The 16741-nt window shown below is 61.6% G+C and carries 17 protein-coding genes; 5 read left to right on the top strand and 12 right to left on the bottom strand.

Annotated elements, in window-relative coordinates; translation table 11 throughout:
• Positions 1-40: 40 nt before the first annotated feature.
• The 3 genes from LOY50_RS02375 (at position 41) to LOY50_RS02365 (ending at position 2786) form a co-directional block, all read left to right on the top strand.
• Positions 41-487 carry an excinuclease gene (locus tag LOY50_RS02375; RefSeq protein ID WP_258690238.1) on the top strand — a complete coding sequence of 149 codons (447 nt, stop codon included), beginning with the start codon at positions 41-43 and terminating at the stop codon, positions 485-487.
• Between the two features lie 1160 nt (positions 488-1647).
• A complete protein-coding gene (locus LOY50_RS02370; protein WP_038858942.1) occupies positions 1648-1953 on the top strand; it encodes a transposase in 306 nt (101 codons plus the stop codon).
• The gene (locus tag LOY50_RS02365) at positions 1950-2786 is read left to right on the top strand and encodes an IS3 family transposase (RefSeq protein ID WP_258688422.1); all 837 of its coding nucleotides are present in this window, start codon (positions 1950-1952) and stop codon (positions 2784-2786) included. Before LOY50_RS02370 ends, LOY50_RS02365 begins: the two co-directional genes overlap by 4 nt.
• Positions 2787-3295: 509 nt before the next feature.
• Here the strand turns inward: LOY50_RS02365 and LOY50_RS02355 are convergent.
• On the bottom strand, positions 3296-3817 hold the full coding sequence (locus LOY50_RS02355; protein ID WP_258690237.1) for a hypothetical protein: 522 nt from the start codon (positions 3815-3817) through the stop codon (positions 3296-3298).
• 402 nt (positions 3818-4219) lie between these two features.
• Here LOY50_RS02355 and LOY50_RS02350 point away from each other — a divergent pair, with 402 nt between their 5' ends.
• Complete coding sequence (locus LOY50_RS02350; protein ID WP_253471128.1) at positions 4220-5197, top strand: alpha/beta fold hydrolase; 978 nt, start codon at positions 4220-4222, stop codon at positions 5195-5197.
• A 200-nt stretch (positions 5198-5397) separates the two neighbouring features.
• On the opposite strand, the gene LOY50_RS02345 is transcribed toward LOY50_RS02350, so the two are convergent.
• Entirely contained in the window at positions 5398-6288 is an 891-nt protein-coding gene (locus LOY50_RS02345) for a LysR family transcriptional regulator (RefSeq protein WP_186651213.1), read from the bottom strand.
• Between the two features lie 119 nt (positions 6289-6407).
• Between LOY50_RS02345 and LOY50_RS02340 the strand changes: the two genes are divergently transcribed.
• A complete protein-coding gene (locus LOY50_RS02340) occupies positions 6408-7685 on the top strand; it encodes an MFS transporter (RefSeq protein WP_408980833.1) in 1278 nt (425 codons plus the stop codon).
• 218 nt (positions 7686-7903) lie between these two features.
• Here the strand turns inward: LOY50_RS02340 and LOY50_RS02335 are convergent, their stop codons facing one another.
• The 10 genes from LOY50_RS02335 to gspD are packed head-to-tail and all read right to left on the bottom strand — an operon-like array spanning position 7904 to position 16739.
• Positions 7904-8359, bottom strand: coding sequence for a type II secretion system protein M (locus tag LOY50_RS02335; protein ID WP_258690236.1), 456 nt, complete (start codon positions 8357-8359; stop codon positions 7904-7906).
• Positions 8359-9462, bottom strand: coding sequence for a type II secretion system protein GspL (gspL, locus tag LOY50_RS02330; protein ID WP_258690235.1), 1104 nt, complete (start codon positions 9460-9462; stop codon positions 8359-8361). The genes LOY50_RS02335 and gspL overlap by 1 nt, the downstream gene beginning before the upstream one ends.
• A complete protein-coding gene (locus LOY50_RS02325; RefSeq protein ID WP_258690234.1) occupies positions 9462-10307 on the bottom strand; it encodes a type II secretion system protein GspK in 846 nt (281 codons plus the stop codon). The genes gspL and LOY50_RS02325 overlap by 1 nt, the downstream gene beginning before the upstream one ends.
• Positions 10304-10837, bottom strand: a complete 534-nt coding sequence (locus LOY50_RS02320; protein ID WP_018603471.1) for a type II secretion system protein GspJ — start codon at positions 10835-10837, stop codon at positions 10304-10306. Before LOY50_RS02320 ends, LOY50_RS02325 begins: the two co-directional genes overlap by 4 nt.
• Complete coding sequence (gene gspI, locus LOY50_RS02315) at positions 10830-11216, bottom strand: type II secretion system minor pseudopilin GspI (protein WP_258690233.1); 387 nt, start codon at positions 11214-11216, stop codon at positions 10830-10832. Before gspI ends, LOY50_RS02320 begins: the two co-directional genes overlap by 8 nt.
• A complete protein-coding gene (gene gspH / locus LOY50_RS02310; protein ID WP_258690232.1) occupies positions 11209-11676 on the bottom strand; it encodes a type II secretion system minor pseudopilin GspH in 468 nt (155 codons plus the stop codon). Before gspH ends, gspI begins: the two co-directional genes overlap by 8 nt.
• Before the next feature lie 2 nt (positions 11677-11678).
• Positions 11679-12134 carry a type II secretion system major pseudopilin GspG gene (gspG, locus tag LOY50_RS02305; RefSeq protein WP_258690231.1) on the bottom strand — a complete coding sequence of 152 codons (456 nt, stop codon included), beginning with the start codon at positions 12132-12134 and terminating at the stop codon, positions 11679-11681.
• 3 nt (positions 12135-12137) lie between these two features.
• On the bottom strand, positions 12138-13346 hold the full coding sequence (gene gspF, locus LOY50_RS02300; RefSeq protein ID WP_258690230.1) for a type II secretion system inner membrane protein GspF: 1209 nt from the start codon (positions 13344-13346) through the stop codon (positions 12138-12140).
• Between the two features lie 4 nt (positions 13347-13350).
• Positions 13351-14814 carry a type II secretion system ATPase GspE gene (gspE, locus tag LOY50_RS02295; RefSeq protein WP_258690229.1) on the bottom strand — a complete coding sequence of 488 codons (1464 nt, stop codon included), beginning with the start codon at positions 14812-14814 and terminating at the stop codon, positions 13351-13353.
• Complete coding sequence (gene gspD / locus LOY50_RS02290; protein ID WP_253471113.1) at positions 14811-16739, bottom strand: type II secretion system secretin GspD; 1929 nt, start codon at positions 16737-16739, stop codon at positions 14811-14813. The genes gspE and gspD overlap by 4 nt, the downstream gene beginning before the upstream one ends.
• Positions 16740-16741 lie beyond the last annotated feature (2 nt).

Raw genomic sequence — 16741 nt, 5'->3', positions numbered from 1 at the left:
CGGATTCAAAACCCTGCTGCCCCTCGTCAAGGAGACCATGATGTCGTTGAAAAAAATCGCTGTGACCGCCGCCCTGTTGCTCAGCACCCTGCCAAGCCTCAGCCAGGCCCGTGATACCGCGCTGTTCCTGCCGTTCGACAAAGTCGTCGCCGAAGCCATCCGCACCGGCAAAATCGACGGCAGCGTGAAGTTCTACCTGGCCGGCAACAAACCAGCCGGCAACGTCACCGTGGTCAGCCCTGGCGCGGTGACCAACAAGAAAACCAACGCCTTCAACAAATCCGATGAAGTAGCCTGCGAATGGGTCCTGCAATCAGCCCTGATCAGCCTGCACCAGGCCGCCAAGAACGCCGGCGCCAACGCCGTCACCAACATCGTCAGCTTCTACAAGAGCAACGAACGCAAGGACTCCACCACCTACGAATGCCACGCCGGCGCGATCATGGCGGGTGTTGCGTTGAAAGGGGATTTGGCGAAGGTGCAATAAAAAAAGCGCCTGTTGAGCCATTAGAGATGCCTGACGACTAATGCCAGGCCATCAAACACCCTCATGTGGGAGCTGAGCTTGTGGGAGCAAGGCTTGCCCGCGATGCAAACACCTCGGTCTAGCGGATAGACCCAGGCGATGCCATCGCGAGCAAGCTCAGCTCCCACTGGGCTTGATGGTGTACCCAGATATTGCAAACACCAAAGATCCACTGCGGAAGCGAGCCTGCTCGCGATAGCGGTGGGTCAGCGCCGGTGATGTTGGCTGTGCCGCCGTCATCGCGAGCAAGCTCGGCTCCCACAGGGTTGGGTGGTGTACCCAGATATTACAAACACCAACGATCCACTGTGGGAGCGAGCTTGCTCGCGATAGCGGTGGGTCAGTGCCAGTGATGTTGGCTGTGCCGCCGTCATCGCGAGCAAGCTCAGCTCCCACAGGGTTGGGTGGTGTACCCAGATATTGCAAACACCAAAGATCCACTGTGGGAGCGAGCCTGCTCGCGATAGCGGTGGGTCAGCGCCGATGATGTTGGCTGTGCCGCCGTCATCGCGAGCAAGCTTTGCTCCCACAGGGCTTGATGGTGTACGCAGATATTGCAAACACCAAAGATCCATTGTGGGAGCGAGCTTGCTCGCGATAGCGGTGGGTCAGCGCCGGTGATGTTGGCTGCGCCGCCGTCATCGCGAGCAAGCTCAGCTCCCACTGGGCTTGATGGTGTACCCAGATATTGCAAACACCAAAGATCCACTGTGGGAGCGAGCTTGCTCGCGATAGCGGTGGGTCAGCGCCGATGATGTTGGCTGTGCCGCCGTCATCGCGAGCAAGCTCAGCTCCCACAGGGCTTGATGGTGTACCCAGATATTGCAAACACCAAAGATCCATTGTGGGAGCGAGCCTGCTCGCGATAGCGGTGGGTCAGCGCCGGTGATGTTGGCTGTGCCGCCGTCATCGCGAGCAAGCTCGGCTCCCACAGGGTTGGGTGGTGTACCCAGATATTACAAACACCAACGATCCACTGTGGGAGCGAGCTTGCTCGCGATAGCGGTGGGTCAGTGCCGGTGATGTTGGCTGTGCCGCCGTCATCGCGAGCAAGCTTGAACTGGCCTAATAATTCCGGACACCTCTTAAGGGCGATATGATTTCGCCAATTTGGAGGTTCCATGAAAGAAAGAAGAGTCTTTTCCCGCGAGTTCAAACATCGTGCGGCCAGCATGGTGATTGATGACAACTGTTCAGTACAGGAAGTCTGCGCGTCGCTGGACATCAGTGCTACCGCGTTACGACGGTGGGTGGACCAGGTTCGCAAGGAACAAAAAGGTCAGCCAGTTCAAGGCACCAAGGCCATTACTGAGGATCAACGGCAGATTCAGGATCTGAAAGCCAAGATCAAACGCATGGAAATGGAAGCCGAAATCTTAAAAAAGGCTACCGCTCTCTTGATGTCGGATCCCGATCGTTTTCGATGATCGCGGAGCTAAGAGAGTCATTCCCGACCGCCATCCTGTGTCGCGTTTTCGATGTGAAGCGCAGCAGCTTTTACGAGTGGCTACAGCGGCTCTCGCGGCCTAAGATCGAGCGCGAAGAACTCAAGGGGAAGGTGGTTGAACTGCACAGCGAAAGCCGGGAAGCCATGGGGTCCAGAACGATCAGCAAGCATCTGAAGGCCCAAAACATAGCGGTCGGCAGAAGCCTTGTTAGAACACTGATGAGGGAAGCCAACATTGTCAGTAAACAACGCCAGCCTCATCCATTCAGGTCCAAAGGAGTTGAAGCATTTGTCGCACCCAATCTGCTCAAGCGTAATTTCAAGCCGACCGTGGTCAATCAGGTCTGGTGTGGCGACGTTACAAGCTTGATGGTGGGTAAACGCTGGGTTCATCTGGCCATCGTTATCGACTTGTTTGCTCGCCGGGTCATTGGTTGGGCATTTTCGCTGATCAATGACGCCAACCTGGTCAGCAAGGCGTTACGCATGGCGATAGAGCTTCGAACATGCCCACCTGGATTGATGTTTCATTCGGATCAGGGCTGTCAGTACACCAGCCGCAAGTTTCAAGAAGAGTTGATGCGCAATGGCATTTTGCAAAGCATGAGTCATCGCGGGCAGTGCTGGGACAATGCTCCAACAGAACGTTTTTTCGGCACCCTGAAGTCAGAATGGGTCCCTCGCAACGGTTACAGCACGAGCGAGGAAGCACAAACCGATATGGTGCGCTTCTTCATGTACTACAACCGCACCAGGCTCCACAGCTACAACGACTACCTATCGCCAATAGCCATGGAGCAAAAAGCAGCATAAACACCGTAACTGGTGTCCGGATTTACTTGACCAGTTCAGCTCAGCTCCCACAGGGTTGGGTGGTGTACCCAGATATTGCAAACACCAAAGATCCACTGTGGGAGCGAGCCTGCTCGCGATAGCGGTGGGTCAGCGCCGATGATGCTGGCTGTGCCGCCGTCATCGCGAGCAAGCTCGGCTCCCACAGGGTCGTTAAGCCAGTTGAGCGGCTCGGCTGGCTTGCGGTGCGGGGTCGGCATTTTTGTAGGTGCCCCAGAATACCGAGGGGATCAGTCGCGCGTTGCAGGGGCAGGTACTGCGGCTATCCAGGGTGCCGGCCATATGCCTGCCATGGCTGACCATGTGCCCGATACCGCCCCTGATCTGATAGGTGTTCCCGTCCTGCCCACAAGAGACGCGGTCACCTTCGCGGGCATGCTACAGGTCAAACATGTTCACCTTGCCGTCGCCATCCAGCACTTTCCCACCGCAAGTGGTCTTGTCGCCCTGACCAATGAAGTAACCCTCGTTCATTGGATGTTCTCCTTCATCGCATTCGAGTGCAGGCGATGAACCTCCGCCAACCTAAGCCCAGGCAAAAAATCCTCCGCCATCGGCACCCCCTCCCGCACGATAATCATGAAACGCCTCTGAAGCGTATTAATGATCTCATCGCCATTGCTCAGGCGACTGCCCACCAATGCAATGTTGCTATTGTTTTTCCCTGCGCCAGTGATGATCCGTGCCGTGCTGCCATCGGCGTACACCACCTCATCGCCTTTCTGCGCGGCGCGTACTTTCCAGCCATTGTCCAAGGTGAACGTCAACGACGATGACACTTGCTGGATCGTTCCGCCGTCACGCGTCTGGCTGCCCTCGGTGGCCACTCGGTAGATGGCAATTGGCGGATGAGCTTCGACGAAGGCTTTTTGTCGACTCATGAATGCCGCGACTTCTTCGCCGTAACCCTCCAGTTGGCGTGGCTCCAAGTACAAGTCATCCAAATGACGAAGAGCTTCATGGGAGATTTCGTTGGTGTAGGGCGCATCCAAAGATGAGTGCATTTCCAGGGGCCTTATTCATGGGCTTCAGGCTGCGTCCCTTGCCGCTGGGAAGGAGCACTGAGCCGGACGATTCGGAATGATGAATAAGACGTTGCAGCGCTGGCGAGTCGCAACCCCAGCGGAGTGGTATCTGGAACGAATAGGAAGTGTCGTAACCAGAAATGCGCGTTTTCCTACAGCCCAAAGGAGCCTGATGCAACGCCCACCACCCGCCCTTCTTCTACGGTCCTCAATCGAAGCAGCACTTTTTCCCTGTTGTCGGAACTGTCAACTCTGACAGTAGCGAAAGTGCTCGGGATAGCTTCAGTCTTCCAGACGTCGACGTTCGATCAAACCGTTCGACCTCATGAGCTGTGATTCGCAGCCCATAAAATTAATTTGGCTCCAAACATGGATAAAAAATTGATGAGCACAATAGCCTGGTCGGGCCGCACAGCCATATCTCGCAAACACCCCGCCACATCACCTTCTACGGAACAAGACAGCGTCGTTGTCGACGGCGCGACATTTACACATGCCTATGCATGCGTGAACGGTATTCGCCTTCACTACCTCATGGGCGGTGATGGTGAACGCCCAATTTTGCTGGTGCATGGGTTTCCGGGCAGTTGGCGTAGCTGGGAGCCGTTGATGGGCGCATTGGTGCGTGCCGGTTATACACCCATCGTTCCTGATTACCGCGGCGCTGGCGAAACGGATATTTCAGTCGGTGGCTACGACAAAAAAAGCATGGCCCATGATCTGCACGAACTGGTCACGCTCTTGAACATCAAGCAGGTCGATATCATTGGCCATGACATCGGCTTGATCATTGCCTACGCCTACGGGGCGCTTTATCCGGCGGAAACCGGGCGCATTGTGTTGATGGACGGATTTATTCCGGGCATTCCCGGATGGGAAGCTGCCTACAACGGGAATGCTGCAACCGGCATAACCAGCAAATGGCATTTTCACTTCTTTGGTAAAGCGGCCCTCACCCTGATTGAAGGACAAGAGAAAACCTACCTGGACATGTTCTTCGATGACTTCGTACTCGCGCGCAACGCTAAAGTCAGTAACACGGTGCGACAGGCGCTGGTGCACGACTACTCCCGGCCTGGACGCATGGAAGCGGCCTTCAAGCTCTATTCAACCTGGGTAGAACAGGATGCGCATGACAACCTGGAATTTTCCAAGAACAAATTGACTGCTCCACTGCTCACCATCGGCGGGGACCACTCGAGAGGAAAGACCTTGGCCGAACAGGCCTTGTACATTGCGACGCAACCGCACTCATTGATATTGGTAGATACCGGGCATTGGGTGCTGGAGGAACAAACGCAGGCGACTCGCGAAGCGATTTTGGCGTTTTTAACAATCACTCAATGACCCAAGTGCTAATGCCAGTCAGTTAAGCGCAATCGCTGTGGGCGGCAGCCCAGGCAACCCAAAACCTGTGGCGAGGGAGCAAGCTCCCTCGCCACAGGGGATTGGATCGAGGTTCAGCGTTGAGCTGAGAGACTTGGGGCGAATTGAAGATTGTCATCGCGAGCAAGCTCGCTCCCACAGGCGTTTTCCCACTTAACCCGCTACTCGGTATTGCCAGTCAACAACGCCACAAACGCCTTCGCCATCGGCGAACGCTGGTCCTTGCGCTGTACCAGCCACACCGCCGACACCGCCGCTGGATCGAGCAGCGGTCGATAGACCACCCCATCGATACGCATGCGCTGGTAAGACGCCGGCAATACCGAGACACCCAGCCCCGCCGCCACCAAGCCGATGATGGTCATGGCTTCGCCGGCTTCCTGGGCGAAGTGCGGGCTGAAGCCGGCGTCGCGGGCCAGGTTCAGGAGTTGGGCGTAGAGGCCGCTGCCGTAGCTGCGGGGGAAGAACACGAACGGTTCCTGGGCCAAGGCCGAGAGGAACAGGCCGTCTTCATTGCCTTGGGCCAGGGGGTGCTTGGCACTGAGCACGGCTACCAGCGGTTCGCGGCTGAGCTCGATTTCCGCCAGGGAGTCAGGCAACGGCAACGGTCGCATGATGCCCACCTCGATCTCTTCGTCCACCAGTGCGTCGGCCACTTGGGTACTGCTCATTTCCCGCAGGTTCAGGTGCACCGCCGGGAAGCGTTGCCGGAATGAAAAAATCGCCTGGGGGATGGTGGAATTGAACGGCGCCGAGGAGGTGAAGCCGATCTTCAGTTCGCCCAATTCCCCCAGTTGGGCGCGGCGGGCGACGTCGGCGGCTTTGTCGACCTGGACCAATACCCGTCGCGCCTCTTCAAGGAACAACCGTCCGGCCTCGCTCAATTCGACCCGACGATTGGTGCGTTCGAACAGCCGCGCGCCAATCTCCTGCTCCAGCGCCTGGATCTGCTGGCTCAAGGGCGGCTGGGAGATGCCCAAGGCCAGCGCGGCACGGCCGAAATGCAGTTCTTCGGCAACGGCGATGAAGTAACGCAGGTGACGCAGTTCCATGGGCCATCCAATAGGTCGTAAAACGTCTTAAACAGGTCGAACAATATATTGGATAGAAACATTAGCCGGCTATATGCTTTTTTCATTGCCTGCCTGATCGTGCCCTTGCGAGGTCCACCGTGAAAACTGCTGTCGCTCCACTGGCCCATGAAATCCCACCGCGTGTGCAGGATGATGTCGTCGCCGAACTCAAGGAGATCTATATCGAGAAGGGCACGCCGATGTTCATGCGCACGGTGCTGGCGCTGTTCAGTGGTGGCTTTGCGACCTTTGCCCTGCTGTATTGCGTGCAACCGATGATGCCGCTGTTGTCCAAGGAATTTTCCATCAACGCGGCGCAGAGCAGCCTGATCCTGTCGGTGGCGACCGGCCTGCTCGCCATCGGCCTGTTGATCACCGGCCCGATTTCCGACCGTATCGGCCGCAAGCCGGTGATGGTCGCGGCGCTGTTCGCCGCCTCGGTGTGCACGATTGCCAGCGCCATGATGCCGACCTGGCAGGGTGTATTGCTGCTGCGCGCCTTGGTGGGGCTGTCGTTGAGCGGGTTGGCAGCCGTTGCGATGACGTATTTGAGCGAGGAAATCCATCCCAAGCACATCGGCCTGGCGATGGGGCTATACATCGCCGGCAACGCCATCGGCGGCATGTGCGGACGCCTGATCACCGGGGTCTTGATCGACTTTGTCAGTTGGCACACCGCGATGCTGGTGATTGGCGGCCTGGCGCTGATCGCGGCGGCGGTGTTCTGGAGAATCCTCCCCGAGTCACGCAACTTCCGTCCCCGTTCGCTGCACCCGCGCAGTTTGCTGGACGGCTTTACCATGCACTTTCGCGACGCCGGGTTGCCACTGCTGTTTCTTGAAGCCTTCGTGTTGATGGGCGCGTTCGTGACGCTGTTCAACTACATCGGCTACCGCCTGCTGGCCGAGCCTTATCACTTGGACCAGGCTTTTGTCGGGTTGCTGTCGGTGGTGTACCTGTCGGGCATCTACAGCTCGGCAAAAATCGGTGCACTGGCGGACAGACTCGGCCGGCGCAAAATGCTCTGGGCAACCATTGCGCTGATGCTGGCCGGCCTCGCGTTGACCATGGCCACCCCGCTATGGCTGGTCGTGCTGGGCATGCTGGTGTTCACCTTCGGTTTCTTCGGCGCCCACTCGGTCGCCAGCAGCTGGATCGGCCGCCGCGCCCTCAAGGCCAAGGGCCAGGCTTCGTCACTTTACCTGTTCAGCTATTACGCCGGATCCAGCGTTGCGGGTACGGCGGGCGGCGTGGCCTGGCACCTGGGCGGGTGGAACGGTGTCGGCTTGTTCATCGGTGGCTTGCTGGTGGTCGCATTGTGGGTGGCGGTGAAGCTGGCGAAATTGCCGTTGCTGCCGGGGAATGTGCAGGTTTAGCCATCACGAGAGCCCTCTCCAACCCCGGGACAGAGCGAACACTTTGTGGCGAGGGAGCTTGCTCCCGCTCGGCTGCGCAGCAGTCGCAAACTGGTTGGCGGGGTTCACCTGTTGCACCGCGGCGTCTGGTTTTGGGGCGGCTGCGCCACCCAGCGGGAGCAAGCTCCCTCGCCACAAAACCTCATACTCCTGGTCAAAATTGCTACGTCTTCAACCCGTCATTGACGCAACACCACCCGCGCACCCAGCAAACCATTCTCAGCTTTCAGAGTGAGCGATTGCAGCACCGCACCCTCCCGCTCTTGTTGATCCAGCCAACGAAGCAACGAATTGGCCTCGCCACTGACGGCGAGTCGCAACGAATCGCCGTCGACCTCCATTTCCGCTATGTCCAACCCCGCCGCTGTCGCATCCTCGTTAACACGCACCGACAAGGGCCGTGTGGCGGCAGTCGCCTCCCGGGTGGGTTCGGCGCGCTGGATCCGGGCACTCAGTTCGGCCTGTTGGCGATGCTGTCGTTCAGCAACCTCCAGCCGTTGCCGAGTCGGTTGCCAAATCGCGGTATAGGCCAGCGCCACCAGCACCAACCCGGCAAGTCCCAGCAACAGTCCTTGCTCACGGCGCGATGTTCTCCCCCAGGCCTGTTTCAAAGCCAGCCATCCCTTGACGTTCATCAACTGTTCTCCAGCGTGAGAATGGCCTGCACGCGATTGTTCTGTTTGCTCGCGCTGCCCAGGGTGACGGGCAATCCGTTCTGCTGCCCGCGCTCACGCAGTTGCTCAAGTTCGACGAAGCTGTTGGCCGTCAGTTGGATCTTCCAACCCTCGCCTTCACGAAAATCGATGCGCTGCACCTCGACGCTGCTGGCGCCAATGACCTGCTCGGTCAGACGAGCCAGACGCGCGACCTGGGTGTCCTGACTTTGTCCACGACGACTCTGCAATGCCTGGAACTGCGCCGCCAGGTCGACGATCCGCTCCTGCCCGGGATACAACGACCTGAATCGCTGTTCGCTTTGGGCATAGAGAAGCCGGGTTTCGTTTTCAAGAAAACGTAGGCGGGCTTCACTGAAGGCCCAGGTGAGCACCAACGCGCCCAGCACAGCCGCCGAAGCGCCGCGCCATGGCAGCGGTTGGCGGCGCCGACGAAACTCGCCCTGCAACAGGTCGACGGGCTGTCCGCCAGCGCCCAACAACCACTCATCGATGCCCTGGCGATCACGTTCCTCGTCCAGCCAGTGGATGTCTTCGGGCAGGCCTGGCTTGAGCGTCGCCAAGCCTCGGGCCGACAACGACATCCGCGCCGACAGCCCTGCGCCCAAGAGCCAGCGCCCGAACCAGCGCACGCCAAACGCCTGCTCATCGGCAAGCAGATCGGCATCGACATGCACCGCACGCACCTCAATGCCTTGTGCCGCCAGCAACGCCAGCAGCGCCCGGAACCGGGTCCGCTCCGTCACCATCATCGGATAGCGGTGCTGACGGTCGCGCGGGCCGATGCTGATGTGCAGCGCCTCCAGGTTTTCACTCAGTTGTTCTTCGATGGCGAATGCCAGGGCCTGAGGCCGGGGCTGGCGTCGAGAGGGCCATGGATCGCTGCGCAACCAGCTGCACATTTCCATTGGCAACAGCACATCGACGGGCCGTCCGCTCAAGTCGCCTGCCGCCTCGTGCAACGGCAGGCGACGACGCTCGCCGGTGGACGACCACACGCAGCATGGCCAGTTGGCGCAAGGCGCGCCCAGGCCTTCGGCCGTCAGGTAAAGCCAGGTTTTCATCAGGGAAGCTCGCTGGTGCTCAAGGGTAGGAAACGACGCTGACGAACAGTCCAGCGCCCGCTAACGGAATCACGTTCGATATCCGAGGCCAGGCGTAGACGACTGTCGGCGTGGGTCACACTCACGGTGATCCGGAACCAGCGACTGCCCACCCCCAGACCGTGGCTGTTGAGGCCCAGCCCGGACAACACCGGGTCGTTGGTAAACGCCTGCACGCTGGCGTAGGGCGCGTGGCGACGCTGGTTGACCAACACGTTGGCCGGCCCGCCCTCCATGCCGTCCAGGGTCATCAGCAATAGCAGCGGTGCGGTATTGATATTCAGCCGCGCGTCCTTGGGCAGCAACACCACCCACGGTTCCAGGCGCCGCAGTGTCTGGCCATCGATGCCCGGCAACAGACGCAGTTGACTCAGCTCCTGCACCGGCCCGACTTGGGGCAACGACAGCGGCGGCAGATCCAGCAAGGCCAGCAAGCGAGTCCAGCGGCCGAGGGTGACCTGATCGATTTGACCCAAGGCCAGCAGCGCGTTGAGATTCAGGCGCCCGGACAAATCCTCGATATCGATGTGCAGCTCGGCGCCGTCAACTTCCAAGACGGGCCCGAGCCGGGCCCAATCCTGGCTCAGGTCAACAGGCCCGGACGGCGTTATCCCACTGTTTTCCAACACCACCCGCGCCCAGTCCTCCCCTGCCAATCCCAATTGCCGTAACTGGACCTGTTGCAGTTGCTGCGCGCTGCTGTGCAACAACAGGCGATGACTGCGCAACAGGCCACCGACCAGCAGCAAGGCCAGGCTCAGCACCAGCAGCACGCTGATCAGCGCCACACCGCGTTGTCGGCTCATGGCAACGCCCCCGGCAACAGCAACACCCGACGGACCTGTTCGAAACGCCCCGCCGACACGATCAACTCCAACGCCAGCGGCGCAATGTCGCCCGCGGTTTCGCTGTGCCAGCCCCGCTGCGGGTCGAACACACGCCAGCTCAGGCCGTGTACGTCGTCGAGCAGCTTCTGCTGCTGCACAAGGGACGTGCCTTCGCCGACACCGTCGCGCCACAACGCGGCACCCTCGAGTCGATAGCTCACCGTCTGCCGTTCGCTGCGCGGCTGGTCCAGCGGATTGCGCCAATGGCTGCGCTGCAGTTGCAAACGCCCCGGCGCGAGCACGACCGAGCCGGCAACCGCCTGCCACACATCCCGCTCGATCACGCCGACGGCACGCTGCAAGGCTCGGATGTCGCGCTCATGCTGACCGGTCCCCTGCTGGGTGCGCACGACGCCGTCGAACAGCCGCCAACTGGCCAGGCCGAGCAAGGCAAAAATGCCGATGGCGATGACCAGCTCCAACAAGGTGAACCCCGACTGCTTATTCATCACGGCTGCGGATCCATCCGGTGGTGCGGTGCACGACCGTCGCGCTGTCGACACGGCTGACCTGAATCTCGACCTGCAGCAAGCGCCCATCAGCGGCCGGGGCGATACGTTGTTGCAAGAGCCAGTCGCGACGATCCAGGTGCCGGCTCAGCCGCTGTTGCCCTGGTGGCGTAGCGGCTTGCAGGCGCAGTTCGTTCAACTGATTGTCCGCCAGCCAGGCGCCGAACAGACGCTCCTCAAGCCCGGCGCTTTGCTTGAGCACGAACTGACTGGCCGAGAGCACGGCCGCCGCCAGCGTCGCGAAAATCGCCAGGGCGATCACGACTTCCAACAGCGTGAAGCCCCGGCAACCGGCAGCCGGCCTGCGAGGGTCAGTCATCGATCAGCGGCTCCGCCAGGCCATCGCTCGACACCCGGGAAATCGTCTGCCCGGCGACTTTGACGAGCAGCCTGAAGGGGCTGATCTCGTCACTGCTGAGCATCAGCAACTGCGGTGGACCTTGAACATCATCGAGCCTGAGGACATGACCGTCCTGCTCCAACCCGAGCGTCAGCCCCTCAGGCAATCGATGCAACGCCGACACCGCCGTCCAGCCCTGGGCCTCAAGGCGCAAGGCCTGGTAACCAAGAGGCTGCACGCGCACGCCGTATTCCTGCCCATCCAATACCGCCCGCTCGCGCAACTGCTGGACCACACGCACGAAATCTTGGGCTTGCTGCCGAGCCTCACGTGTCGGGCTCGACCCCGTGGCGAAGCTGACCATGCCCGCCAGTACCCCGATCAGCACGATGACAACCATCAGTTCCAGCAAGGTGAAGCCCCGGCAATGACGACCCATGTTCACTCGGCCCAATTGCCGATGTCAGCCGCCATGCCTTCGCCGCCCGACACGCCATCGGCGCCCAGCGAATAAAGGTCATAGCCACCGTTGAGGGACTTATGCCCAGGATTGAGGTACTGGTAGGGCGTACCCCAGGGATCGACCGGCAGGCTTTTCAGATACCCCTGGGGGTTCCAGTTCCTGGCTGCAGGCGTACCGGACGGGCGTTTGCTCAGCGCCCCCAGGCCTTGTTGGGTCGACGGGTACTGGAAGTTATCGAGGCGGTACATTTCCAGGGCCGTGGCGATCGCCTGGATATCGGTGCGGGCGGCCGTAGCCTTGGCTTGATCGGGTCGGCTCATGAACTGCGGCACCACGATGGCGCCCAGCACGCCAATGATGACCACCACCACCATGATTTCGATCAGGGTGAAGCCGCGTTGAGGGCGTGCAGGTCGTTTGCTTTGAAATTTCATCGGTTAATTCACCAATTGGTTGAGGCTCAGGATCGGTAGGAGGATGGCCATGACGATCAGCAGCACGACGCCGCCCATCAACACCAACATGGCCGGTTCGAACAGGCTCACCACCAGCGCGATACGCGCCGCGAGGCTGGCTTCCTGTTGTTCGGCGGCCCGGGCCAGCATGCTGTCGAGCTCGCCGGCCCGTTCGCCGCTGGCGATCATGTGCAGCATCAGCGGCGGGATATCGCCGCCCTGCTCCAGGCCGCGGGTCAGGGTCCCGCCTTCGCGGACCGAACGGGCGACGTCGGCCATGCGGGCGCGGATCGTCAGGTTGCCGATCACCTGCGCGGCGATGTGCAAGGCATCCACTAGAGGCACGGCGCTTTTGCTCAGGATCGCCAGGGTGCTGGCGAATCGGGCCGCCTCCATCGCCCGCAGCACTTCGCTCAACACCGGCAGCCGCAGCAACACACGGTGCCAGCGCAGGCGCCACGCCGGTTGGCGCAGGCTCCAACGCCACAGCCCGAGCAGCCCGGCCAGCGCACCGAGCAGCAGCAAGCCATAGCGGCGCAAGCCATCGCTCACGGCGATCAACGCCTGGGTCAGCCAGGGCAACGGCTGGCCGCTGTCGATGAAAATCTTCACCACATCCGGCACCACGTAACCCAGCAGGAAACCAACAATCGCGACACAGGCCAGCATCAGGATCAGCGGGTACACCAACGCCAGCTGAATACGCTGGCGCGAGGCCTGGCGCGCCTGGGTGTAGCTCGCCAGCTGCTCCAACACTTGCCCCAGGTGCCCGGATTGCTCGCCCGCCGCGACCGTGGCGCAGAACAGCTCGGGGAACGCCTGGGGAAAGGCCCTCAGGGCCGTCGCCAACGCATGGCCTTCCATCACCCGGCTGCGCACCGCCGCCAGCAGGTGGGCGACGCGGCGTTTCTGGCTCTGTTGCGCCACCGCTCCCAGGGACTCTTCGAGGGGCAGGCCGGCCTGGATCAAGGTGGACAGCTGCAATGTCAGCAACGCCAGATCTGCCGGGCTCAAACGCGTTCCGGCATGCCGCCCGCCCAGGGTTCGCGGTTCCTTGGCTGCAGCCAGTTCGCTGGGCAGCAAGCCGCGCTCGCGCAGCAACTGGCGAGCATGGCGCGGGCTGTCGGCTTCCACACGACCCTTGCAGCGGCGGCCCTGGGCGTCTTCGGCCCGATAGTCGAAGGTCGGCACGGTGCTAATCCTCCTGGGTGATGCGCAGCAGTTCGTCGACGCTGGTCAGACCTTGCAGCACCCGCTGGCGGCCGTCCTGAAACAGGCTGCGGGAGGTCTTGCGCGCCTCGGCGGCCAGCGCCTGCTCGGTGGCGCCCTGATGAATCAACTGCGACAGGGCGGCGCTGACATTCACCAGCTCATAGATGCCGAAGCGTCCGCGATAACCCTTCTGGCAGTGCTCGCAGCCCTGGGCCTTGAACAATCGGGGCGCGGCATCGGCGTCGAGGCCCAGACGCCGACACGTAGCGGCGTCGGCCACATAAGGCGTCTTGCAGGACGGGCACAGGCTGCGCAATAAGCGCTGGGCGACGACGCCGGCCAGGGACGACGCCAGCAGATAGCCATCCACGCCCATGTCCACCAGCCGCGTGACCGCGCCGACGGCGGTGTTGGTGTGCAGGGTCGAGAGCACCAGGTGCCCGGTCAGCGACGCCTGGACGGCGATTTCGGCGGTGTCGCGATCACGTATTTCGCCGACCATCACCACGTCCGGGTCCTGGCGCAAAATGGCCCGCAAACCACGGGCGAAGGTCATGTCGACTTTCGGGTTGACCGGCATCTGGCCGATGCCCGGCAGGTGATATTCGATCGGATCTTCGACGGTGAGGATGTTGCGGCTCTGGTCGTTGATGCTGCTCAACGCCGCGTACAGGCTGGTGGTTTTCCCCGACCCCGTGGGCCCGGTGACCAACACGATGCCGTGGGGCTTGCCAAGCAACTGGCGCAGGCCGGCCAGGGTGTCGTCGGGCAGGCCCAGGCGCTGTAGCTCCAAGCGCCCGGCCTGCTTGTCGAGCAGGCGCAGCACCACGCGCTCGCCATGGGCCGAAGGCAGCGTCGAGACCCGCACATCGACTTCGTGCCCGGCCAGGCGCAAGGCCATTCGGCCGTCCTGGGGCACGCGTTTCTCGGCGATGTCCAGGCGCGCCATGACCTTGATTCGCGACACCAGCAGACTCGCCAGTTCCCGGCGCGGACGGAGCATTTCCTGCAACTGACCGTCGATGCGCATGCGCACCGACAGGTACTGTTCGAACGTTTCCAGGTGCACGTCCGACGCGTGTTCACGGACGGCCTCGCTGAGCAAGGCATTGATCAGCCGGATGATCGGCGCATCGCCCTGTTGCTCCAGCAGGTCGGTGGTCTGCGGCATCTGGTCGGCCAGGCTGAGCAGGTCCAGTTCCTCGTCCAGGCCTTGGGCGACCTGTTCGGCGGCGCTCTGGCCCTGGCGATAGACACAGGCCAGGCGCGCGGCGAACGCCGCCGGCTCCAGTACCTGGATAGGTAAATCCCGACCGCACAGACGTTGCACTTCGGCCACGGCGGTCAAGGGTGTATCGCGGCGCATGACCAGGCTCAAGGTCGGCCCCTCGCCTTCCAGCAGCACGCCCAGGCGCCTGGCGAAACCAAAGGGCAACGGCTCGCTCACAGTTCACCGGAGCGCTGTGGGCGCGGGTCGGCCGACGGCGCTTGCGGGGAGGATTCGAACAACTGGCGAGCGTCCCGCGGCAGCAGCAGCGAATTGTTTTTCCGCGAGCCCGGCTTGCTCAGGTCCCGGAGCGCGTCATAACGCTGGCGGCTCACCTCGGCGAGGTCTTCGTTGCTGCGCACGATGGTCGGGCGCAGGAATACCATCAGGTTGCTTTTGGTCTGGGTGTCGCGGTTCCAGCGAAACAGCGCGCCCAGGTACGGAATACTGCGCAGCAACGGCACACCGCTTTGCTGGGTACGGACACTGTCGCGGATCAGGCCGCCGATCACGATGATCTCGCCATCGTCCGCCAGGATCGTGCTCTTCAAGGCCCGCTTGTTGGTGATCAGGTCCGAGGAGTCCACACCGGAGACCGACGGCGCGATGTCCGAGACTTCCTGCTCGACCTCAAGGCGCAAGGTCGAGCCTTCGTTGATGTACGGCTTGACCTTGAGGCTGATGCCGACGTCCTTGCGTTCGACGGTGGTGAACGGATTGTCCGCACCGTTACCGCTGGTGGCGTAGGAGCCGGTCTTGAACGGGACGTTCTGGCCCACGATGATTTCCGCCTCCTGGTTATCCAGGGTCAGCAGGCTGGGTGTGGACAGCAGGTTGCTGTGGGTATTGCTCGCCAACGCCGAGATCAGCGCACTGAAGCGGTCGCCGCCCAGCCGCAGGATCGCGCCTTCCGGTCCTTTATCAAGTTCGCTGAGGTTCAGGTTGCCGATGATCGGGATGTCGGTTCCCGGGAAGTTGATGAACCCGGTCGCGCTGCCTCTGTCGAGGCCCCACTGCACGCCCAAGGCTTCGGTAATGTCCCCGGAAACCTCCACGATGGCCGCGTGGATAAGCACCTGGGCCCGAGGTTGATCGAGTTCACGGACGATGTTTTCGATGGTGCGGACCTGGGCCGGATCGGCGATCAGCACCAGGGCATTCTGGCTTTCATCGGCCTTGATCATGAACGGGCGGGTGGCGGCAATGTCCCGCTGGCCGGCCAGGGTCGGCGTGGTTTTTTTATCCTGCCCGACGCCTTCCAGCACCTCAGCCAATTGCTTGGCATCGCTATGGCGCAGACGGATGACCCGGGCGTTGTCCTGGGATACGACGGCAGGGACGTCGAGGGTCCGAGCCAGGTCGACCAAGCGCTGACGCACCGCCGGTGCGCCGATGACCACCAGGCGATTGCTGCGGGCATCGGCGATCACCAGGCCCGCCATATCGCCCTCGCGCTTGCCACCGGAGGCTTCCATCAACGGTGCGATATCCCCGGCCTGGGCATGCCGCAACCGCACCACCACATGATTGCGGTTGCGCCCTGAGTCCAACTGCCGAACCACGTCGGCAATGCGCTGGGCATTGGCAGCCGTGTCGGTGACCACCAGCGCGTTGGACGATACCGAAGGGCCGACGTAACCATTGGCCGATACCAAGGGCCGGACCAGCCCGGCGATGTCGGCGGCAATGCTCGATTGCAGATCGATGACCCGGGTGACGAACTGCGACGGTGTGGTGCTCTTCGCATCAGTGATTCCAGCGCGCGTCTTGGCCTCGCTGACCGGGGTGATCAGGATCCGCTCGCCCTCGTCGATCACAGTGAAGTTGTGTGCATCGAGTACCGAATAAAACAACCGACGCACGCCTTCGCGGTCCAGCGCCTGGCGGGACATCACCGTAATGCGCCCGGACACCCGCGGATCAAGCACCACGGTCTTGCCCAGGATCGCCGAGAACTCCTCGACCACGTCGCGCAGTTCCGCATTGTTCATCGCCAGTTGCCATTGGGTCTCCTCGGCCTGCAGCGAACCGGAGAACGCCACTGGGCAGGACACGGCCAGGCAGAACAGGACGCGCGAAACACCGCCCCGGATAAAGCTGTTCATGA

The sequence above is a fragment of the Pseudomonas sp. B21-010 genome (assembly GCF_024749325.1).
In the GTDB taxonomy this organism is placed as follows: domain Bacteria; phylum Pseudomonadota; class Gammaproteobacteria; order Pseudomonadales; family Pseudomonadaceae; genus Aquipseudomonas; species Aquipseudomonas kilonensis.
This window is presented reverse-complemented; position numbering and strand designations above follow the sequence as displayed.